The organism is Dietzia sp. PP-33 (assembly GCF_033790845.1).
Taxonomy (GTDB): domain Bacteria; phylum Actinomycetota; class Actinomycetes; order Mycobacteriales; family Mycobacteriaceae; genus Dietzia.
This window is the reverse complement of record NZ_JAMYEI010000006.1, coordinates 267,646-287,114: the sequence shown is the minus strand read 5'-3', so window position 1 is coordinate 287,114 and position 19,469 is coordinate 267,646. Positions and strand designations below refer to the sequence as shown.

The window sequence follows — 19,469 nt, the reverse complement described above, 5'->3', positions numbered from 1 at the left end:
GGGGTTGTGTCGGTCACGTCGAGGTCTTTCGGATGGATGGCGTAGGAACCTCCATCGTCGGGAGACCTCGACGTCTATCTGCGGACCGACGCGCCCGACCGACCTACACCCTCATCTGGGAAGAGCCGACATGGCCCTTCCGGATCCGGAGTGCGTAGCGGGTGTTCGCGGCTGACGGGGCGAGGCGCAGATGAGGGGACCCGGGGCGTGTGAAGATGTTGGTTTTCACGGCTTGCATCCAGCGCCCCAGGACCCAGTTTTGAGCGCTACCGCCAGCTTGCTCGCCGACACCATCTGCCGCACCGTTGAACTCGGTGTGACCATCACCGACGCCGCCGTAGCCGGGGAGTTCACGCACCTTTTCTGCTCGCCGGTGAGCCTGGACCTGGTGTGCGCCGACTGCGGCACTGCTGGCCGGCTCCGGGATCATGTCAAGCGAAAGGTGACTGATCTGCCGATCGTGGGGCATCCCGGGAGGCTGCATGTGCGGGTGCCGCGCTTCACCGGCGACCACAGCGAGTGCGAGACCCGAATTCTCCAGCAGCCCATGCCGTCATTGGCTGAGCCACAGGCAAGACCACCTGGCGGTGCACCCGCTGGATTCTGCAACGGCTGGCGATCGACCGCACCAGCGTGTCGACTGCCGCCAAAGCGCTCGGGCTGGGATTTGGTCAATGACCTGGCGATATCCAAGGTCCGCACCTTGGTCTACGACCAGCCCGGGCACTTCGACCGCGTACGCGTGCTCGGGGTCGATGAGCACAAGTGGAAGCACGTCCGCGGCGACGGGACCTCCTCATTCGTCACGGTGCTGGTGGACCTCACTCCGGTGGTGGACGGCACCGGCCCTGCCCGCCTGCTGGACATGGTTCAAGGGCGGTCGGCGAAAGTACTGACCGATTGGCTCGATGACCGTGACCAGGCGTTCCGTGACCGGGTCAAGGTCGTCACCATGGACGGGTTCGCCGGCTACCACACCGCCGCCGCCAAGGCTGTGCCCGCCGCACGGACCGTGATGGACACGTTCCACGTCGTGCACCTGGCCGCCGACAAGCTCACCCTGTGCCGCCAACGGGTCCAGCAGGCCACCACCGGGCACCGGGGCCGGGCCGGCGATCCGCTCTACAAGATCCGCCGCGCCTTGCTGAGCAGGCAAGACTTGCTGACCGGCAAACAGAAAATTCGCCTGTGGACGGCGTTCGTGGCCGATGACGCCCACGTCGCCGTGGAAGTCAGCTACAGCATCTACCAGCAGCTCATCGATGCCTACGAGCAGTCTGGCCGCCGCGAGGGCAAGGTCGCAATGTACAAGCTCCTCAAGTCGATCCGGTCCGGCGTGCCCAAGGAACTGCTCGAGCTCGCGCAGTTCGGCCGCTCGCTATGGAAACGGCGCCGCGAGATCCTGGCGTACTTCGACGTGGGCGCCTCCAACGGGCCAGTCGAGGCCATCAACGGACGCCTCGAGCACCTCCGCGGAATCGCCCTCGGCTTCCGCAACCTCGGCCACTACATCCTCAGGTCACTCATCCACTCCGGCCAACTCCAGGCACGAATCAACGCACTCTAAAACTGGAAGAGCCGGGTTACGGGTGCGTTGGCTCCAAGATCGGCGCCATCCAACCGGAGATGAAGGCTCGCAGCTCGTCATCGGGCCGAGAAGCGGGGTCGTCCAGGCAGAGCACCGACCAGCCGACGTGCACGGCGATGTCAGCCAGGAATTCGACCCTGCCCTCGAGCTCAGGGAATCGGTCGACGGCGGGAGAGAGCAGGGCCACCGCGTAGTCGAGTGCGCGGCGGGCTGCCCCCGGGTCGAAGATCGGGTTGGCCGTTCCGGAGCGCGTGAGTTCCCGGAGCAGCGGATCTCCGAGGACGTGGTGGCGTGCCTCGATCATCATCTCCACGAACAGCTCCAGTGGCGACCCGGTCGACTCGAACAGTTCGGTGAATGCCCCGATCAGCGAGGTCAGCCGGTCAGAGACGGCCTGGGACACCAGTTCTTCACGGGTGCCGAAGATCGAGTGGACGGTCTGCCGGCTGACTCCCGCACGTCGGGCCACGCCGGCGACGCTCACGGCAGGGAAGCCCGCCTCCCCGATCACGGCTCGGGTGGCCTCGAGGATGATCGCCCGGGATCGCACCCGTCCAGTATCGGTCAGCGTCATGCGATGCTGCAGCCGGACCTGCTCCCGCCCTCGAGGGTGGAGATCAGCCAGGGCGTCACCTCGTCGTCGATCATCGTGTCGTGGATGAGCGGTCCGAAGTGGTCCGGGAGTGTCCAGCCGGGTGCCATGGCGGGCAGTGGGGTGGAGCGGAACGTCACGTCGCCGCCGGCAGCGCACCAGTCGCCGGCGAGGGCTCGGGCCTGGCCGTAGGGAACGGTGTCGTCGTTCGGTGAGGACGTGATGAGTACCGGCGAGGTGGGGGTGAGTCGGCCGAGCTTCTGGTCATCGAGCACCGCTTGCGCCAAGGGGTCGCCGGCGATCCACTGGTCCAGGCTGCGTCCGTCAGTGGTGAGGTCGGAGGTCCGCAGGAAGGGGCTCTTGAGTATCACGTCCGCGATGCACTTGGACTCCAGCGAGGCCAGAGTGGCGCGACCGCGATCGGAGACGGCCACGTCGACCAGAGTGCGCAGCTCGGGATAGCGATCGACCATCCCGTTGACGGACCATCCGATCACTCCGCCGATGAGGGTTCCGTCGATCTTCCGCAGGACCTGCTGGAGGTCTGCCACCGGCGCCCCGGCCCAGGTACCGCGTAGGTCGAGTTCGGGCGCGTAGTCGGGCTGGAGTTCAGCGGCCGATGCGGTGGCGCCTCCACCCTGCGAATAACCCGACAGGAGTAGAGGAGAGTTGACCCCGGCCAGTGCGCGGGCGGCGCGAGCAGCGTCCAACACAGCCCGGCCGGTCTCGACCCGGTCGACGTAGCTGTGGATCCGGGGGGTGCCCAGGCCGATGTAGTCGGTCACCACCACACGAGCGCCCATCGCGTGCCACTTCGCGGCCGAGACGATCTCCTGGTTGGCGGAGAGGAACGCGTCCGGGTAGACGCCCGCCCACAGTCCACTCGGGGCGGCGAGCGAGATGGCGCAGTGGTTGCCCTGGCCGGTGGTGCCGGGGGCGATGACGACGGTCGGCCGTTCACCGGGCCCGCGCCACGGACCCGATTCCTCGATCACCATGGCGGTGACAGCGGCAGGGGCGTCGTGGACGTCGCGAGAGGTGAACATCATGCGTGTCGCCGCGGCCGGCCACGCGCCGTCGGCTCCGGGAAGGGTGGCCGGGATGGTGACGGGCTGGGTGCGCACCACCGCACCGGGCTGCGCCGGCAGATCAGCCGGCGGCTCGTAGAACGGATCGGCGACCATGTCGGACATGTACGCGCGGGTGTCCGCGGAACCGAGAGGATCGGCGTGCGCGACGGGCGAAATCGCGAGCCCGACGACGACGAGGGCAGCGGTGGCGGTGGCGGTGGCGAAGGCTCTGAGTCGTCGCATGTCGGCCTTTCTCTGGTGTCGCATCTAGAAAACGTGGCCGACGTCGTGTCTGACGATCCTGTCGAGAGCGCGTTCGGCGATCGCCGCGATGGTGAGCGACGGGTTGCAGGCGGCCGTCGTGCCGGGGATGAGGGCACCGTCGATCACGTACAGGCCCCGTTGACCGAAGACGCGTCCCTCCAGGTCACAGACCCGGTCCATGGCGGCCCCGCCGAGGGGATGCCAGGTGGAGTTGAGGATCTCGTTGGTGTCGGTCAGGTGGCCGGTCGCTCCGGCGATCGCGTTCGCAGTACGCGAGATGTGCTGCTGGACGATGTGACCGTCGCCTCCGGCGGGCCACTCGATGACTCCACGGTCCTGGGCGGAGTCGTACACGATCCGGCCGCGGTCGGCGCTCACGCCGTAACCCACCAGCACAGTGCTGTGGATGGGTACCCCGACGGAGGGCAGCGAAGCCTGGATGACGGTGTGAGCCGAGGCCGGATCCTTCCAGTTGAGGCTGCCGTAGACAACGGGGCCTCCTTGCTCGGCGGGGAAACCGGCGGTGGGATCGGTCCAGATATAGATCCGATCAGCGTTGGTGCCCCACCCTTCACCGATCGCGCCGGGCAGGTCGGTCACCGCATCGTTCGCCTCGGCCCGGCCGAGAAGGGTGGCGGTATTGACCGACCCGGCGGCCAGGATCAGCGCCGGTGCGCGCAGGGTGAGCGTCTTGAGTAGATTTCCGCCGACGTCGAGCACATCCACGTCGAGTTCCCAGGAACCGTCCGGTGTGCGGCGCATCGCGCGGACATCGTGAAGCGGCCGCACGTCGACCAGTCCGGTCGCCTCCGCCTGAGCCAGGTAGGTGACGTCGACGGAGTTCTTGCCCCCGTTGTTGACGCCGAGGGAACTGTCGCCGTTGGTGTACGACGGCCTCATCTCACCCCGCAGTTCGGCCAGGGCGTAGTCCCAGTCGATCGGCATGGGGATCTTGCTCAGTGGCAGGCCGGTGTCGCGGACCCGCTGGGCGAAGTACCGGGAGGCCGCGTACTGGGGTGACTCGATGAGTACGTCCGGCGCCTCGGCGAGCCGGAGCATCCGGGCGACACGCGGGTAGTACTCGTGGTCCATCTCGCGCCAGTCGATCGCGCCGGGAAACCAGTCGTAGAAGAGCTCTTCGGTGGGCTGAAGGGCCATGCCCTGATAGATCAATGATCCGCCGCCCACTCCCGTGGGCAGGACCGCCGTCATATTGTGGCCCACCGACGCCTCGAGCAGGCCGGTGTAACGAGGGAGCTCGACGGGACGACCGAACACCTCTGCGGCGCCGCCGAACCAGAGCGCGCGCTCATCGGGGGAGGTCGCACTCGGGAAGGTATCGGAGTTCGGACCGGCCGGCCAACGCCTTCCACGTTCGAGTACCACGACGGGTACCCCTGCCTGGGCCAGTCGCAGGGCGGAGACGCCGCCGCCGAACCCGCTGCCCACCACCAGGACACGGTGTTCCTCGACCTCATGGGGAATCCGTCCGGTGGCAGACGCGGAGTTCGCAGCGTCATCCGCCCGGGCCGTCGCGGTGTGCGCGGTCGCGGCCGCCGCGAGGCCGGCCGCGGCCACCGAGCCCAGGAAACCCCGGCGGGAAATCAACTGCATTCGATCCTCGAATCCTCGTCGGCAGTGACGAGCGCCACTCACCTCGGGTGAAACTAGACAGTTCTCGCCAACCTGTCAAGGTGCAGGAGATGGCGTGCTGGCTTCCGACATTCCTCGGACGCGCCGGGGCCCGATGGCACAAGTGAGACCGAATCCGGCGACATTGCGGAACCATGCGACATCGCCGATCGCGCACGGCCAGCCCCTCGTGACATAGTGAACGCAAAGACTCGATGTTCACTACGGTCCGAGGAGAGCGTCGAATGCCGCGACCAACAATCACAGACCGTCGCCGCCGGATCCTCGACGAGGCCCGGGATCTGTTGTTGAGCGGCGGTTTCAAAGCAATGACCATGACCACGCTCGCTCGACGCGTCGGGATCAGTACTGGAGCGTTGTACCTGGAGTTCGAGAGCAAGTCGACACTCGTCGAGGAGCTACTTCGCCACGGCACCAAGACGATGGCCCACGAGGTTGCCGAACGGCTGTCCCGAGGAGAGCACGATCCGACACGGCTCTCCGACGTGTACCTGGTGGGCTCTGAGGTCCTGTTGGCGGACCCGTTCTACACCGCAGCATTCCTGGACCCCGACGGCGTACTCGGAGACGTCGTCGCATCCTTGCACCAGGAGCGCTACAAGAGGCGGCACTACGGCCTCCGTGACTATCTGAAGAAGCTCTCGGAAGCGGGCCGCTTGGCTCCCGGTATCGACCTCGACGGCCTGGCACTGACGATGTCGAGCTACACCATCGGTCTTCTCACCGCAGCTCGGACGCTTGGTCCCCTTACTGCCGACGATCTCAAGTCGAGCCTCAACACGATGGCAGATCTCATACGAGCGTTGGAGCGCGACAACCCCGCCGACCCCGGGATTCACGAAGCATATTCCGAACTGCTCGACGAACTCAGAGAAGAGAATCCCGGTGCCCGAGACTGACTACACCATCACTCACCCGGCGCTACGTCCCTTCCTCGTCACCCGCCCTGGATGCGAGATTCATGGTTGGGACGCAGGGCCTACCACCGCCACTACTGTGATCATGCATCACGGCGCCACAGCAGATCACCGGATGTTCAACGCACAAGTGGAGCCTCTGCTCCGGGCCGGGTTCCGCGTCCTGACGATCGACGGACGGGGCCACGGTCAATCGCGGCCGATGCTCTCCACACCGACTATCGACGATTATGTCAGCGACTACCTCGCAATTCTGGACGATCGCAGCATCGAACGCGCCGTCTACCTGGGCCAATCCCTGGGCGCCTACGTCGCACAACACGCCGTCACTCGCGCTCCTGAACGATGCCTGGCCCTGGTGGTGGTAGGCAGCACTCTCATCAGCATTCCTGTCTCCCGAGTGGATTCGATCGGCCTTCGCGCCAGCATCACGGCCTTCCGGCTCTGGCCCTGGACACATCTCACCCGACTCACGTCCACGAGCACCGCACGACAATCGGACGCCCGGGCCTACATGGCCGAGTGCCTGAACTCTCTCGGGAAACACGAGTTCCTGCGCATCTGGCATGCGGTCAACACCGCCGTGTCCACCGCCGGCTTCCCCGCCCTGCCTCCCGAATTGGCGATTCTCTGGACCCACGGGGACCACGACAGAGCCGGCAACATAGTTCGGGACATCCCCGCAATTCTGGAACAGGACCTACCCAAGCTCGAGTACCACGTCATCCCCCACGCACGTCACAACGCCAACCAGGACAATCCTGGAGATTTCAACGCCCGGCTCCTCACATTCCTCTCCGGCCTCCCGTCAGCCTGATGGCCACCGTGTGGCTCGACGAGGATCGAGGCATGTATCGGGAGTGGGAGCTACCTCAGACTGAGGTCCGGTGCGCCTGGTCGGTCGAAGCAACGACGGGTGGGTGGTGGACCCAACCGGCCACGGAGTTCTGGGGGCTCGGATTCAGCTCGACGACAGAAGGCGTGAGGGTCGAACTGATCGGTCCGGCTTCTCACCCGCAGCGCTTCGAGATGAGGGCCGGCGATCGAGCCTGGGGCGTGGAGCTGCACGCACACGTGTTCCTGCGCATGCTCTCGAAAGTCTCATTCGAGCTGGTGCAGGTCCTTCCGTCGAACTCCGTAGGCTTTCGGCTCGGAGAGCGAAACTACGCGATCCCGCTCCAACACCACCTCGGGGATCTCATCGACGAGCTGGTCGCGGACGGCGTGCTGTCGACGGACCCGATAGTGGCACTCGCGCTTTCCGGGAGAGGACACCAGGGTGGCCGGACGCTACGCCGACAGGTGCGTGGAGTCACCGGGCTCAATCGTCAACAGATCGCGGGCATCGAACGAGCCCGAGCGGCGTTCAGACTGCTCAGCGAAGGGATCGGGATCAGTGACGTCGTGGAGCTGGTGGGATACAGCGATCAGGCGCACCTCACCCGCTCACTGCGAGCCCTGGCCGGCCGCACACCGCGGGAGATTCTGTCCGGGCGGTGAGTCCGGGTGGCCACATCGTTCAAGACCGGGGTGGGGCCGTGTGGAGAAACTGGGGACACACCAAAGGAGTTCACCGTGTCCCTCACCCCGTTCCGCATTCGCGTCGATCCCGCACGCCTGGCCTTACTCGATGAGCGCCTGGAAATCACACTCTGGCCCAATGTCCCGGCCGGCCTCGACGGCCACGGCATCGCCGTTGACCGCGTACGAGAACTCGTCACCTACTGGCGCGAGACTTTCCGGTGGAGCGGATTCGCCGGGTCACTCGATCAGTTCGAGCACCTGATCCACGACGACGGTGACTTTCCTCTGCACCTGGTGCGCGCGCGGGCAGAGCAACCGACTGGCCTTCCCATCGTCCTGCTGCACGGATGGCCCGACGCCTTCTTGCGCTACCGGAAGCTGATCCCTCTACTCGCGAAGGCCGGCCACGACGTCGTCGTGCCGTCCCTGCCCGGTTTCGCGTTCTCGGGGCAGCCCACCGAACCGCTGACCGCGGCGACTGCTGCGGAGCGGGTCCACTCCGCACTGGCTGAGTTGGGGCTCACCCGATATGTGCTGCACGGCGGCGACTTCGGCGGCATCATCGCGGACGAACTCGCCGGTTCCCACCCCGACGAGGTAGCCGGCCTCCACCTCACAGATATCCCCTTCCCCAAGCAGTTCACGGTGGACCGGGGTTCGCTCGATGCCGAAGAACGCACCTTCTACGAGGCGTCGGACGCGTGGATGGAGAAGGCCGCCTACTTCACGGTGCAGACCGTCGAACCGCTCACCCTGGCCTACGGCCTCACCGACTCACCCGTCGGGCTCCTGGCGTGGATCGCAGACAAGTTCGATGCGCTCAGCGATGAGGTCGACCCCGAAGACGTCGTAGGACTCACAGCGCTCACCTGGCTCACGGGAACCGCGTGGTCAGGTCTCCGGCTATATGCCGACGACCACACCGAGTGGGACGACTCGAACCTAGACGACTCGGACTGGGACCCGGAGGACGCTGCCGGCAACTGGGCACAGGCCACCACCGACGCGGCCGCCGAAAACGACCAGCACGCGGGCCCTGCCGCTGATGGCGAGAAACCCCGGGCCGCGTTCTCGATCTTCCCTCGGGACATCGGAGTGCCGCCGGAGTCGCTGGCGAGTCGCTTCTACGACGTCGTGCAGTGGAACACACACGAGCGAGGCGGACACTTCGCGGCGACAGAGCGGCCGGGGGCCGTCGCTCACGACCTCCTGCAGGCAGCCTCGGCCTTCGGCCCATAGAGCGTCGTTGTGATCTTTCGGGCGGCGAGTCCTTCGTTGTCACAACCGTTCTGTCGGTCGCGATGGGCGAGCTGAACGGCACTCAATGGCTCCTTCGCCTACGCCGCCACCATCACAACCGCCCTGGTCGGAATGGTCATCGAGGTCGGTGTCATCGGCGATCGTCGATGTGCACCCCCCACGAGATCAGGGTCGTGATGCGGTTCCGTAAGCCGACGCCGCCCATCAGGCGAGAGTGCGGGCCTGCGCGACGATCGCGACCCGGCGGGACTCGCGGGTCGAAGCCGGCGAGATGAGCCTGGCGAGGTGTGGAAGGCAGCCGTCCGCCGTGGTGATGGCGACGAGACTCAGCAGTAGCTCAGCGGAGTACTCCCGGTCACGGTCGGGCAGCGCCCTGTTGAGTTCCCCGACCATCGAGGCGCAGCCGGAAGCGCGCGCCTCGGCCGATACCGGCTCGTCGAGTTCGAGGCCCTCCCAGGCCAGCAGGCGGGCGAGCTGCGGATCCTGCGCGGCGCGGTCGTGGAGATCGCCGGCGAGACGGCCGAGGGCATCCGCTCCCTCCCCCACGATGACGATGCCGCTGAGCAGGCGCTCGACCTCGGCGGCGAGCACCGCGCCGAAGAGCCCGGCCTTGTCGCCGAAGTACTGGTAGATGCGCTCCTTGTTGACACCGGCCGCACGGGCGATCGCGTCGACGCGCGAGCCCGCCAGGCCCAGAGCGGCGAACTGCCCGGTAGCAGCCTCGAGGAGCTTGCGTCGCGTCGCCTCTGTGTCCCATGCCATGCACAGATGATAATCCAACTGTTCGGTTGCTCCTGCTACTGTCGATCTCCAACCAATCATTTGGAGTTTCTATGAACCTTATGAACCCCCTGCCCCGATCTCTGCAGGCCCTAGTCACCTGGACCGCGATCTTGCCGCTGGTGCTTGCCGTCTCGGCACTCGTCGCGCCGCTGACCGTCGGTTGGCCCAACCCGTTGCGCACCGCCCTCGTCATCACCGTCGTCGTACCGCTAGCGGTGTTCTGGTTCGTCCCGTTGCTGGCGAGGGCGGCCCAGAGGACGCGCCGGGCCGTCGGCGAGAACCGTGCCGCTCGGCGCAGCATAAACACGGTCCGGCGATGAGGGCGCTCGTGCTCGGCGCGCGGGGCGCCGTCGGAGCCGCCGCCTCAGCCGCACTGCGCGGTCAGGGGCACGAAGTGATCGGTGCGGGACGGCGAGCGCTCGACGACGGCGTGAGAATCGATGCGAGGACCTCGGCGGGACTGACACGACTCGCTGAGGAGGCACGGCGTGTGGATGTCGTGCTCGACGCGAGCGGCTTGGAGCTCGCCAGCGTGCAGGCCGCGGTCGGCTCCACGCCACTCGTAGACGTCTCGGCCACCGCCGCACACCTTGAGCGACTGGCGGAAGGAGTGCCGGCCGGCGGCGCCACCCTACTCGGGGCGGGGATTGCGCCGGGCCTGAGCACCGTGTTGATCCGGGCACTGAACCCTGCGCCCGGAGACGAGATCGACCTGGCCGTGGTGCTCGGGGCGGGTGAGGCGCACGGCGCTGCGGCCTTGGACTGGACTGTCCGGCTGGCGGGCGCCACGCTGCACGCGGCGCCGGAGACCAATCCGGTCGTGAATTTCCGTACGCGCCGACAGCTACCGCTGCCCGGTGCGAAGCCGCGCACTCACTTGCGGGCGGACTTCCCCGATGATCTGCTCATCGGGCGCCCCTCGGGTGTCGACGTACGCAGTTGGCTCGCGATGGACAGCCGCTCGGCGACCGCCGCGCTCGGCCTCGTGGGCGTGCTGCCCGCGCTCGCTCCGCTGCTGCGCAGCGCACCTCACTTCGGCGGCCTCGCATGGAGCGTGAGTGCGATCCACCGAGGCTCTGGACGGGTGCTCGCCGCCACCGGCACCGGGCAGTCCGACGCGACCGGCCGGCTCGCCGCGCTCGCGGCGGAGCGCCTCGTCACACTCGGGTTGCGTGGCCCCGTGACGATGGCGGACGCTATGCGCACGAACGAGTTGGAGCTCGCGGGCGGACTGCGGTTGCACTGGCAGGAGGCTTCACGGTGACGTCGTCGGAAACGATCCGACTCAACGCCGTGACGCTGGCGGCGAGTACGGCGGTGCGACCACTCACCGTGGACGCCACGGGTTCCGATCACGGTGCATGGGTCCGCCGGTCGAAAGCCACAATTGCGGTGAGGCCTGGCGGCAACGCCCGGAGCTCGGCGGCCGCCGCCTCACCGCCATCCTGGGACGCGAGGCGGTGGCCAGCGTGCCACCCGACCACGCGGCCCTGGCCAGCGGTGCCAACAGCACGGCCCGCTATCTCGGCGCCGCGTGCGGAATCACGCTGTTCGCCGTGATCGCGACCAACACCGGAGCCGACATCACTGAGGGCTGGACCAACGCAGTACTCATCGCAGCCGGCAACACGCTGCTCGCCGCGGCGTTAATCGCCGCGCACACCGTCCTCCGGACACGGCAGGACTCTCGTCGAGATCCCGCGCCGGTGACGTGATTCGGACCGGGCCAGGGACTCGGGCTTTCGAGCGCCGTGGCGTCGGCCGCACTCGGTAGATACCGAACGGAGGCATTCCGCGCCTCTGTCGACCGTCAACGACAAAAGCGTTCCGCGCATCACCACTCGGGCGATGTGCGGAACGCTCGTGTAGACGGGCCCGGACTCAGAGGGAAAGCGGGCCCGGTGGTCAGAACCAGTGCTTGCGCCCACCGACCGCACGGCCGGCTGCGCCGAGCACAGCAAGAATGATGCCGATCACCAGGAGCACCAGACCGATCGTCCAGAGAATCGGGATGTCCAGGAGGAATCCGAGGATCAGCAGAATCGCGCCAAGGATGATCATGTTCTCGTCCTTTCAATAAGGGGGTTGAGGGTGAGCTGAGCGTACATAGGTCGGGTCCGGGCCACGACCGATGACCGACGTCAGTCCGCGCTGTCGAGGGCCTGCTGCCAGAAATCGGCCTCCAGGCGGGTGGCCGTGCGGAAAACCTCGGCGAGTTCGGCCATCCTGCGCTCGGCGAGACCGCCCTCGGACAGCCCGTCGAGCTGGGCGACTGCGGCACGGGAGGCGGCGGCGAACTCCTCGCCCGAGTACTCGGCGATCCACTCGCCGTAGGGATGACCGCCCTGGCCTCCACGCTCGGCGAGCCGGGGCTGCAGCCGGGCCCCGATCTCGGCATAACCGATCGAGCACGGCGCCAGGGCCACGTGCAGATCCAGAAGATCGCCGGCCATCCCGCAGTCCAGCACGTAGCGGGTATAGGCCACCGTGGCCTGTTTCTCGGCGGCGGCCTCGAGCTCGGCGCGCGGGATGCCCCAGCGCTCGGTCAACCTCAGGTGCAGCCGGGTCTCGGCGAGGATCGCACCTGTCGCCTCGTGGGCGGCGGTGATGTCGGCGAGGGTGCGGCTCTTGAACGCGGCCAACGCGTTGGCGCGGGCGAACTGCACCAGAAAGTGGAAGTCCTGGACCAGATAGTCGCGGAACACCGGCAGCGGCAGCGTTCCCTGCCCGAGCTCCTCCACGAACTCGTGTCGCGTGTACGCCTCCCACTCGGGGCGGCAGCGCTCCTTGAGGGTCTCGAACAGGGTCACTCGCGCCTCCTGGTGTGGGCGGACATCAGGCGGGCGACGATCGCTCCGTGTGGTCTGGCCCCCGGCCCGGTCCGCGTGTAGGTCTCGATCACCTCGAAGTCTGCCATTCCGACTTCGCCGGCCAGCGCCTCGATCGGCCATCGGTAGGCATCGGTCACAGCGTGATCGAACCGCTCCACCTCCGCGCCGTGGAAGAAGCCGAGCAGCAGACCACCGCCGGGGCGCAGGACGCGGGCGAATCGCGCGAGCGTGCGCCGGACGGTGGTGGGCTCATGGTGGATGAGCGAGTACCAGGCGAGGATTCCGGCGGCCCCGCCGGGCGGGCCGGTGAGTGCGTCGAGGTCGCCGACGTCGAAGCGACACCCGGGATGAGCGCGCCGGGCATGATCCACGAACTCCGGAACGCGGTCGACTCCCCGCACGTCGACACCCCGGGCGGCGAGATGACCGGTCCAGTGTCCGGGGCCGCACCCGGCATCGATCACCTGCCCGCCGAGCTGGTCCGCCCACCGCGTCACGAGTTCGAGGTCGGAGGGGTGGACCGACGCGAGGGAGCCGAGGTGGTCGATGTACTCCTGTGCACGGCGCGAGTACGCCACTCTCACCTCCCCGGTCACTGCGACCGCCCCCGCCGGCGACTCGGCGGGACGCCCTCCCAGCGGGTGAAGCTCCGGGTGAAGGTGGCGGTCTCGGAATATCCGAGCTCGCCCGCGATCGCCGTCACCGACACATCCTGGGCCAGCAGCTCCAGCGCCCGATGATGCCGTACCTCGTCGAGCACCCGCCGGAAGGACGCCCCCTCCTCGGCCAGGCGGCGGCGCAGGGTGCGGACGTCGACGTGCAGCTCACCGGCCACCTCCGCCATCGACGGCCAGCTCTCGCGCTCGTGCTGCAGTCGGCTCCGAACCTGACCCGCCACGCCCACGCGAGCCAACCGACTGTCGAGCAGCTCACGACACTGACGCTCGAACAGCTTCGCCGTGTTCTCGTCGCCCTGCGGCAGTCTCTCGTCGAGTCGCCCGCGGGTGATGATCAGGCGGTTGCGCTCGGCGTGGGGCCGCACCTCTTCGGGGGCCAGACCCCACGTCCTGCCTAGGATCACGGCGCTCTCGGGCCCGAGAGTCGTCTCGAGCGAGGTGACTCCCACGTCGATCTGGGCACCGCGGAACGCGACCGCGAACCCGGCCAGGTCCCGTTCGACCACGAACGTCCGCACGTCCGCCGGGATCTCGTCGTCCGCGGCGATCACAGAAGCGGCGATCACGGGGTCGGCGAGCACCGGGGCGGCGCTGTGGGCCTCTGCGTCTGCGGTGTCGTCCTCCGCCTCCTCCTCCTCCTCGAGCGAGAACCGCAGGTGCGTGGGCGAGAGCGCGAGATACGGGATGGCCCGGTCGAGCGCTGTCCGGATGGTCGGCCCCGCCAGCATCATGAAGCCGAAGATGCCGGTCCGCCCGATGGTCGAATGGGCGCCGATCCCGGCCCCCAGACCCGGCCGGTCACCGAGCCTGCCCAGGATGTTGCGGATCACCACGAACTCCTGATGCGCCCAGATCTGCGCGGTCTCGTCGTCGAGATCCCGGGGGTCGAGCCCGGTGCCGGCCAGGCACTCCCTCGTCGTCATCCCGTGATCGACGCCGCCGTCCACCATGATGCGGATCCCCTCGGTGCCGCGCGGCACCGCCCACACGGGGGACACCGGGCCCGACGACGAGGTCATCGCCCGAACCTATCAACGCGGGACTCCCCCTGACCGAAAATGCCAAATCCCCGACCGCTCACGCCCTGTCGCCGGCCCCCGAGAGTGTCTACCGTCACAGTCATGACTCTCGCCAGCGACATCAACACCGGTACGGGCTCCCAGGGATCCCGGCCGGGAGACGCCGGGCGCGGATCGGCAGGACCGACCGGGCTGGCCGACGCGATCCAGGAGCTCTACGCCCGGGCCAAGGCCGAGGTGGGCCAGGAGGATCTCGACCACATCCGCAAGGTCACCGCCTACGGGCAGGCGATCGACGCGCGCCGCCGTGAGCTGCTGCGCGAAGGGGGCCCGCGCGCCATCCGCAGGGCCACCGCGCTGGAGATGATGTACCGGCTCATGCAGTTCTCCGAGCTGGGCCACAACATCGTCCACGGCAGCTACGACCATCTGCCGGGCAACGGTGAGTACCACTCCGACCGGTACGACTGGGACTTCAACGTCGATGTGGACCACTGGAAGACGATGCACCACGCGGGCCACCACCCCAACACCAACATCGTCGGCAAGGACCACGACCTCGGTTACAGCGTCTTCCGGGGCAGCGCCGGCCAGGACTGGTACGGCCACCACCTCGGCCAGGTGGCGTTCATCTCCGCGCTGGCCGTCATGGCCCCGATCGCCGCGCCGTTCTTCCTGGCCAACATCGCTCGCAAGGTCGAGGGCCGCCGGTTCTTCAGTTCGTACACCCTGTCCTCCCCCACCAGGATCGCCCGCCGGGACGCGCGTCGCCGATTCGTGGACGAGCCGCTGCGCTCCGGGTGGAAGCCGCTGCCGACGCTGGTCGCCAACTACCTCGGCGGCGTCACCGGGTACATGTCCGTGTTGTTCCTGGTGCTCATCGAGCACCACGCGGGCGAGTTGGAGCTGTTCACCGACCCCGGCCCCGACGAGACCGCCGACCAGTACTACGAGCGGCAGATCCGCGCGACCCGCAATTTCCTGCCCAGTCCGAAGATGGACGAGGCCCTGACCCGGATCCTCGAGGAGGAGGTCCCGTTCGAGGGCCGCCCCGACCTGCGGATCTTCTACGGCGGCCTGGACACTCACGTCGAGCACCACCTCTTCCCCGACCTGCCGCCGTCCATGCAGCGGAAGGTGGCGCCGGAGGTGCGCGCCCTCGCGGCCGAGTTCGGGCTGCCGTACCACGAGACCCCGTTGCTGGAGACCGTCCCGCTCATCGCCAAGACGCTCACGGGCCTGTCGGTGCCGTTCGGCGAGCGGGAGTTCGGGCGACCGACGGACCTGCTGCGCAACCCGGCCTCGCTGGTGCGTCGCCTGACGTACGGGTTGTCCTACCGGGCCCTGCCCGAATCGCCGTACCTGGACAAGCCGAGGTTCTACAACGTTCCGGTCAAGGTCCTGTCCGCTACGCCGGTCGCGGACGGGCAGGCCCTCTCGGTGCGTCTGGCGCGGCCACGTGGGTGGGAGGAAGTCCACTGGGACGCCGGCGCGTACGTGTCCGTGCGGGTCGCGGTCGACGGCGAGGAGTTGGTCCGCCAGTACAGCCTCGTCCGTGACAGTGCGGACTCGCACGCTCTCGCCGAGAACGACATGGAGCTGTGCGTCAAGCGCGTCGACGGCGGCCGGGTCTCCAACCAACTGGGCGACGAACTCCGCGCCGGGGCGTACGTGACACTGGTCGGGACGCCGCAGTCGTCGGGCGACTTCGCGATCCCGACGCCGGAGACGCCGTCGCTGCACATTGCCGGCGGAGTGGGCATCACGCCGATCATCAGCCTGCTGCGCAAGATCGCCCGCGACGCCGGGACCGGCGCCGACGCCACCCTGATCTACCTCAACCGGGACGACCGCTCGGTGATCTACGAGGCCGAACTCCGCGAGCTCGCACGGAACTCGGGTATCACCCTGCACCTGTACACCAGCACCCCGGCCGACCGCGCGGACGTAGGCACCGGCCGGCTCAGCCCGGAATTGCTACAGCGGCTGGTCCCGGACGCCGCCCAGCGCGAGACCTACGTGTGCGCACCGGCCGCGCTCATCGACCTGGCCCGCGGCTGGCTGCGCGACCTCGGCCAACCGTCCGAGCGTTTCCACGCGGAAGCGTTCACCGCCCCCGAGCTCGACCGGCCCGCCGACGACGGCAGCCGCTATACGGTGCGCTTCCACCGCACCGGCACAGCCGTCGAGATCGACGGCGCCACCACGTTGCTCGAGGCTGCGGGTCGCGCCGGAATCGCGGTCCCCACCGGATGCGAGCGTGGCCTGTGCAAGGCGTGTGTGACCGGCAAGCTCAGCGGCACGACCCGTGCAGAGGGTGACGGCCCACTGCAGGAGCGCATCACCGTCTGTACCAGCACGGCCAGCTCGGACATCGAGCTGGACCTCTAGACGACCCGGTCTCTAAACGGCACCCGGTCTCTCAACGGCACCCGGTCTCTGAAAGGCACCGTGCCTCTACCCCGTCGTCACCACTTCCCCCGGGTGTACTGCGGCGGGTACGGGGCATCGCGCCAGTCCAGCCCGAGTTCGGCGGCCGCGCGCTGGGGCCAGGCGGGCTCACGCAACGCGGCGCGACCGAGGAACACGACGTCGGCACGCTCGTCGACCAGCAGTTGCTCGGCGTACTCCGGGTCACTGATGAGCCCCACCGCGCCGGCCAACACGACGCCGGACGCCCGGACCTCCTCGGTCAGCGGCACCTGGTAGCCCTGTTCGAGCGGTACCGGCGGGATCGTGGGGGTGTTGGCGGCCGACGAGACGTCGACCAGATCCACACCGTGCTCCGCGAGCCTGCTGGCCAACCACCGCGAGTCCTCCGGGGTCCAGCCGCCGCTCACCCAGTCCGTCGCCGAGATGCGGACGAACAGCGGCTTACCCCCGGGCCAGACCCGCCGGACCTCGTCACAGGTCTCCAGCAGCAGCCGCGAACGGTTCTCCCGCGACCCGCCGTACTCGTCGGTCCGCTCGTTGGACAGCGGCGAGAGGAACTCGTGGAGGAGATAGCCGTGGGCGGCGTGGATCTCCACGACGTCGAATCCGGCCTGGTCGGCGCGGCGGGCGGCGTCACCGAACGCGGCCACCACGCCGCGGATCCCCTCGGGGTCCAACGCCACCGGAGTCGCCATGTCGCCGAACGGGATCGCCGACGGCGCGACAGTGCTCCACCCGCCGTCCTCCACGGGCAGCGAACCGGTGGGCTCTCCCGGGAACGCCCGGTAGGTAGACGCCTTGCGGCCGGCGTGTGCCAGCTGGATGCCGATCGCCGCCCCTGCGAGTGCACGAAGTCGACGATGGGAGCCCATGCGTCACGCTGGGCGTCGTTCCACAGCCCGGCGTCCTGTGGGCTGATGCGGCCCTCCGGCACCACGGCGGACGCCTCCGCGACGATGAGGCCGAACCCGCCCTGGGCCCGCGCCCCCAGGTGCACGAGATGCCACGGGGTGGGGACGCCGTCCCGAGCGTCGCACGAGTACTGGCACATCGGCGAGAGCCAGGCGCGGTTGCGGATCTCGAGGTCGCGGATGCGGATCGGGTCGAAGAGGAGCGGCATTGCACCGATTAAACCCCCGCCGCCCGGGCCCGGTTCGCCGGGGACCACCCCCGGACGGGCGCTCACTCACCCGCGATGGCCGACTAGCGTGGGCACCATGACAGACGCGCAGGCCGGGCAGAGCCCCTCACCAGAGCCGCAGCTGACCCACCTCGACGACGGGGGCCGGGTCCGGATGGTCGACGTGGGCGACAAGGCCGTCACCACCCGCACCGCGACCGCCGAGGGTGTCTTCCGGACCCGCCCGGACGTGGTCCGCAAGGTCGCTGGCGATGACCTGGGAAAGGCCGACGTGCTGGCCACCGCCCGGCTCGCCGGTATCGGCGCCGCCAAGAAGACCTCCGAGCTGATCCCGCTGTGCCACCAGATCCCGTTGAACTCGGTCAAGGTGCACTTCGACCTCGACGAGGCGGCCGGCGAGATCCGGGTGGAGGCCACCGCCAGGACGACCGGCCGCACGGGGGTGGAGATGGAGGCGCTCACCGCCGTCTCCATAGCCGGGCTGACGCTGCACGACATGGTCAAGGCCGTCGATCCCCTCGCCACGATGGACGGTGTCCGCCTCGCCGCCAAGACCGGCGGCAAGCGCGGGGACTGGACCAGGGAGTCCGACGACGACAACGCCCGTCCGCACACCGGGCCCGCGGCACTCGATGCCGGCCGAAGTGGCGTCGTCGTCGTCTCCTCCACCGCCGCCGCGCGCGGTGACCGCGCCGATACCACCGGCCCCGCCATCGAGTCCTGGCTCTCAGAACGCGGTTTCTCCCCCGTCGAGGTGCACGTCGTGGCCGACGCGGACATCTCTGTGGCCCTGACCGAGCAGGCCCGCCGGTCGCCGGCGGTGCTGCTGACCACCGGCGGCACCGGCGTCTCCCCCGACGATCGCACCCCCGAGGCCACCGCGCCGCACCTGGAGCTCGAGTTGCCCGGGGTCGCCGAGGCGATGCGCGCGCGGGGACTGGCCGCGACCCCCACCGCCGCCATGAGCCGCGGCCTGGTGGGCTTCGCCGGACGTACGCTGGTGGCGAACCTGCCGGGCTCCGCGGGCGGGGTCCGCGACGGGCTCGCCGTACTCGACGAGCTGCTCGAGCACCTGCTCGACGTCCACGCCCACGGCGGCGGCCACTGATCGCGCACCCGCCCACCGCCCGATCCCCGCGAGAGGACCCTCCCCCATGACCGAACTCACTCCGCTCGCCCGGATCACCGACCGAGTGATCGACCCCCGCGAGGTCGAGGACGCCGTCTGGAGCACCGCGGACGGCGCGATGGTCACGTTCTCCGGGGTGGTGCGCGACCACGACGGGGGCCGCGACGTGCAGCACATCGAGTACTCGGCCCACCCCACCGCGCAGGACGTGCTGGCGCGACTCTGCGATCAGATCGCGGCCGAGCACACCTCGCCGGAACTCGAGGGGGGCGGACGACTCGACCCCCGGCGCAGTGTCCGCGTGGGGGCCGTCCACCGGGTGGGGGAGCTGCCGGTGGGCGAGGTCGCGGTGGTCGCTGTTGCCGTGGCTCCGCACCGCGCCGAGGCCTTTGCCGCCTGTTCGGATCTGATCGAGCGCCTCAAGCACGGGGTACCCATCTGGAAGCGGCAGCGCTTCTCCGACGGACTGTCGGAATGGGTGGGCGTCGGCGACTGCTGAGCACGCCACGGAGCCCGGGCGTCAGCAGGACCCGGTCGCCAGAAGGACCCGGTCGACCGCGGGTGGTACGCCCCGACTTGGTCGTGCTC

The 19,469-nt window shown here is 68.6% G+C and carries 19 protein-coding genes and 1 pseudogene; 11 read left to right on the top strand and 9 right to left on the bottom strand.

Going from position 1 to position 19,469, the window contains the following annotated elements; all coding sequences use genetic code 11:
* Positions 1-190: 190 nt before the first annotated feature.
* Positions 191-1,567 (top strand): ISL3 family transposase, encoded by a 1,377-nt coding sequence (locus NJE57_RS12685; RefSeq protein ID WP_319028801.1) that lies wholly within the window; start codon positions 191-193, stop codon positions 1,565-1,567.
* Between the two features lie 16 nt (positions 1,568-1,583).
* Here the strand turns inward: NJE57_RS12685 and NJE57_RS12680 are convergent, their stop codons facing one another.
* The 3 genes from NJE57_RS12680 to NJE57_RS12670 are packed head-to-tail and all read right to left on the bottom strand — an operon-like array spanning position 1,584 to position 5,128.
* The gene (locus NJE57_RS12680; protein ID WP_319028800.1) at positions 1,584-2,138 is read right to left on the bottom strand and encodes a TetR/AcrR family transcriptional regulator; all 555 of its coding nucleotides are present in this window, start codon (positions 2,136-2,138) and stop codon (positions 1,584-1,586) included.
* Positions 2,139-2,158: 20 nt separating this feature from the next.
* Entirely contained in the window at positions 2,159-3,493 is a 1,335-nt protein-coding gene (locus tag NJE57_RS12675; protein ID WP_319028799.1) for a lipase family protein, read from the bottom strand.
* A 24-nt stretch (positions 3,494-3,517) separates the two neighbouring features.
* Positions 3,518-5,128 carry a GMC oxidoreductase gene (locus NJE57_RS12670; RefSeq protein ID WP_319028797.1) on the bottom strand — a complete coding sequence of 537 codons (1,611 nt, stop codon included), beginning with the start codon at positions 5,126-5,128 and terminating at the stop codon, positions 3,518-3,520.
* Between the two features lie 233 nt (positions 5,129-5,361).
* Between NJE57_RS12670 and NJE57_RS12665 the strand changes: the two genes are divergently transcribed.
* The 4 genes from NJE57_RS12665 (at position 5,362) to NJE57_RS12650 (ending at position 8,847) form a co-directional block, all read left to right on the top strand.
* Complete coding sequence (locus tag NJE57_RS12665; RefSeq protein WP_319028796.1) at positions 5,362-6,066, top strand: TetR/AcrR family transcriptional regulator; 705 nt, start codon at positions 5,362-5,364, stop codon at positions 6,064-6,066.
* Entirely contained in the window at positions 6,053-6,901 is an 849-nt protein-coding gene (locus NJE57_RS12660) for an alpha/beta hydrolase (RefSeq protein WP_319028795.1), read from the top strand. The genes NJE57_RS12665 and NJE57_RS12660 overlap by 14 nt, the downstream gene beginning before the upstream one ends.
* A 164-nt stretch (positions 6,902-7,065) precedes the next feature.
* The gene (locus NJE57_RS12655; protein ID WP_319028794.1) at positions 7,066-7,584 is read left to right on the top strand and encodes an AraC family transcriptional regulator; all 519 of its coding nucleotides are present in this window, start codon (positions 7,066-7,068) and stop codon (positions 7,582-7,584) included.
* 75 nt (positions 7,585-7,659) lie between these two features.
* Positions 7,660-8,847, top strand: coding sequence for an epoxide hydrolase (locus tag NJE57_RS12650; protein WP_319028793.1), 1,188 nt, complete (start codon positions 7,660-7,662; stop codon positions 8,845-8,847).
* Between the two features lie 225 nt (positions 8,848-9,072).
* On the opposite strand, the gene NJE57_RS12645 is transcribed toward NJE57_RS12650, so the two are convergent.
* Complete coding sequence (locus NJE57_RS12645; RefSeq protein ID WP_319028792.1) at positions 9,073-9,630, bottom strand: TetR/AcrR family transcriptional regulator; 558 nt, start codon at positions 9,628-9,630, stop codon at positions 9,073-9,075.
* A gap of 71 nt (positions 9,631-9,701) precedes the next feature.
* On the opposite strand from NJE57_RS12645, the gene NJE57_RS12640 reads away from it, so the two are divergent.
* The 3 genes from NJE57_RS12640 to NJE57_RS12630 all read left to right on the top strand — a co-directional run bounded on the left by NJE57_RS12640 (position 9,702) and on the right by NJE57_RS12630 (position 11,366).
* Positions 9,702-9,971 carry a hypothetical protein gene (locus NJE57_RS12640; RefSeq protein WP_319028791.1) on the top strand — a complete coding sequence of 90 codons (270 nt, stop codon included), beginning with the start codon at positions 9,702-9,704 and terminating at the stop codon, positions 9,969-9,971.
* Positions 9,968-10,915, top strand: a complete 948-nt coding sequence (locus NJE57_RS12635) for an NAD-dependent epimerase/dehydratase family protein (RefSeq protein ID WP_319028790.1) — start codon at positions 9,968-9,970, stop codon at positions 10,913-10,915. Before NJE57_RS12640 ends, NJE57_RS12635 begins: the two co-directional genes overlap by 4 nt.
* Positions 10,916-11,012: 97 nt before the next feature.
* Positions 11,013-11,366 carry a hypothetical protein gene (locus tag NJE57_RS12630; RefSeq protein WP_319028789.1) on the top strand — a complete coding sequence of 118 codons (354 nt, stop codon included), beginning with the start codon at positions 11,013-11,015 and terminating at the stop codon, positions 11,364-11,366.
* A 190-nt stretch (positions 11,367-11,556) separates the two neighbouring features.
* Here the strand turns inward: NJE57_RS12630 and NJE57_RS12625 are convergent, their stop codons facing one another.
* From NJE57_RS12625 to NJE57_RS12610, 4 genes are all read right to left on the bottom strand, one after another.
* A complete protein-coding gene (locus tag NJE57_RS12625) occupies positions 11,557-11,712 on the bottom strand; it encodes a DUF6131 family protein (RefSeq protein WP_319028788.1) in 156 nt (51 codons plus the stop codon).
* An 80-nt stretch (positions 11,713-11,792) separates the two neighbouring features.
* Positions 11,793-12,461, bottom strand: a complete 669-nt coding sequence (locus tag NJE57_RS12620; RefSeq protein ID WP_319028787.1) for a TenA family protein — start codon at positions 12,459-12,461, stop codon at positions 11,793-11,795.
* Complete coding sequence (locus NJE57_RS12615) at positions 12,458-13,060, bottom strand: class I SAM-dependent methyltransferase (protein ID WP_319028786.1); 603 nt, start codon at positions 13,058-13,060, stop codon at positions 12,458-12,460. The genes NJE57_RS12620 and NJE57_RS12615 overlap by 4 nt, the downstream gene beginning before the upstream one ends.
* Positions 13,061-13,074: 14 nt before the next feature.
* The gene (locus tag NJE57_RS12610) at positions 13,075-14,178 is read right to left on the bottom strand and encodes an AraC family transcriptional regulator ligand-binding domain-containing protein (protein WP_319028785.1); all 1,104 of its coding nucleotides are present in this window, start codon (positions 14,176-14,178) and stop codon (positions 13,075-13,077) included.
* A gap of 102 nt (positions 14,179-14,280) precedes the next feature.
* Between NJE57_RS12610 and NJE57_RS12605 the strand changes: the two genes are divergently transcribed.
* The gene (locus tag NJE57_RS12605; RefSeq protein WP_319028784.1) at positions 14,281-16,569 is read left to right on the top strand and encodes a fatty acid desaturase; all 2,289 of its coding nucleotides are present in this window, start codon (positions 14,281-14,283) and stop codon (positions 16,567-16,569) included.
* Positions 16,570-16,646: 77 nt separating this feature from the next.
* Here the strand turns inward: NJE57_RS12605 and NJE57_RS12600 are convergent.
* A pseudogene (locus tag NJE57_RS12600) lies at positions 16,647-17,731 on the bottom strand (NADH:flavin oxidoreductase/NADH oxidase).
* A gap of 97 nt (positions 17,732-17,828) precedes the next feature.
* On the opposite strand from NJE57_RS12600, the gene moaCB reads away from it, so the two are divergent.
* Positions 17,829-18,860 carry a bifunctional molybdenum cofactor biosynthesis protein MoaC/MoaB gene (gene moaCB / locus NJE57_RS12595; protein ID WP_319028783.1) on the top strand — a complete coding sequence of 344 codons (1,032 nt, stop codon included), beginning with the start codon at positions 17,829-17,831 and terminating at the stop codon, positions 18,858-18,860.
* 46 nt (positions 18,861-18,906) lie between these two features.
* On the top strand, positions 18,907-19,380 hold the full coding sequence (locus NJE57_RS12590) for a molybdenum cofactor biosynthesis protein MoaE (protein WP_319028782.1): 474 nt from the start codon (positions 18,907-18,909) through the stop codon (positions 19,378-19,380).
* Positions 19,381-19,469 lie beyond the last annotated feature (89 nt).

Coding starts and splice junctions, on each gene's coding strand:
- NJE57_RS12590 (WP_319028782.1), top strand. CDS start 18,907: ATGACCGAACTCACTCCGCTCGCCCGGATCACCGACCGAGTGATCGAC.
- NJE57_RS12605 (WP_319028784.1), top strand. CDS start 14,281: ATGACTCTCGCCAGCGACATCAACACCGGTACGGGCTCCCAGGGATCC.
- NJE57_RS12630 (WP_319028789.1), top strand. CDS start 11,013: ATGGGTCCGCCGGTCGAAAGCCACAATTGCGGTGAGGCCTGGCGGCAA.
- NJE57_RS12640 (WP_319028791.1), top strand. CDS start 9,702: ATGAACCTTATGAACCCCCTGCCCCGATCTCTGCAGGCCCTAGTCACC.
- NJE57_RS12665 (WP_319028796.1), top strand. CDS start 5,362: ATGTTCACTACGGTCCGAGGAGAGCGTCGAATGCCGCGACCAACAATC.
- NJE57_RS12685 (WP_319028801.1), top strand. CDS start 191: ATGAGGGGACCCGGGGCGTGTGAAGATGTTGGTTTTCACGGCTTGCAT.
- moaCB (WP_319028783.1), top strand. CDS start 17,829: ATGACAGACGCGCAGGCCGGGCAGAGCCCCTCACCAGAGCCGCAGCTG.
- NJE57_RS12645 (WP_319028792.1), bottom strand. CDS start 9,630: ATGGCATGGGACACAGAGGCGACGCGACGCAAGCTCCTCGAGGCTGCT.
- NJE57_RS12610 (WP_319028785.1), bottom strand. CDS start 14,178: ATGACCTCGTCGTCGGGCCCGGTGTCCCCCGTGTGGGCGGTGCCGCGC.
- NJE57_RS12675 (WP_319028799.1), bottom strand. CDS start 3,493: ATGCGACGACTCAGAGCCTTCGCCACCGCCACCGCCACCGCTGCCCTC.
- NJE57_RS12670 (WP_319028797.1), bottom strand. CDS start 5,128: ATGCAGTTGATTTCCCGCCGGGGTTTCCTGGGCTCGGTGGCCGCGGCC.
- NJE57_RS12625 (WP_319028788.1), bottom strand. CDS start 11,712: ATGATCATCCTTGGCGCGATTCTGCTGATCCTCGGATTCCTCCTGGAC.
- NJE57_RS12635 (WP_319028790.1), top strand. CDS start 9,968: ATGAGGGCGCTCGTGCTCGGCGCGCGGGGCGCCGTCGGAGCCGCCGCC.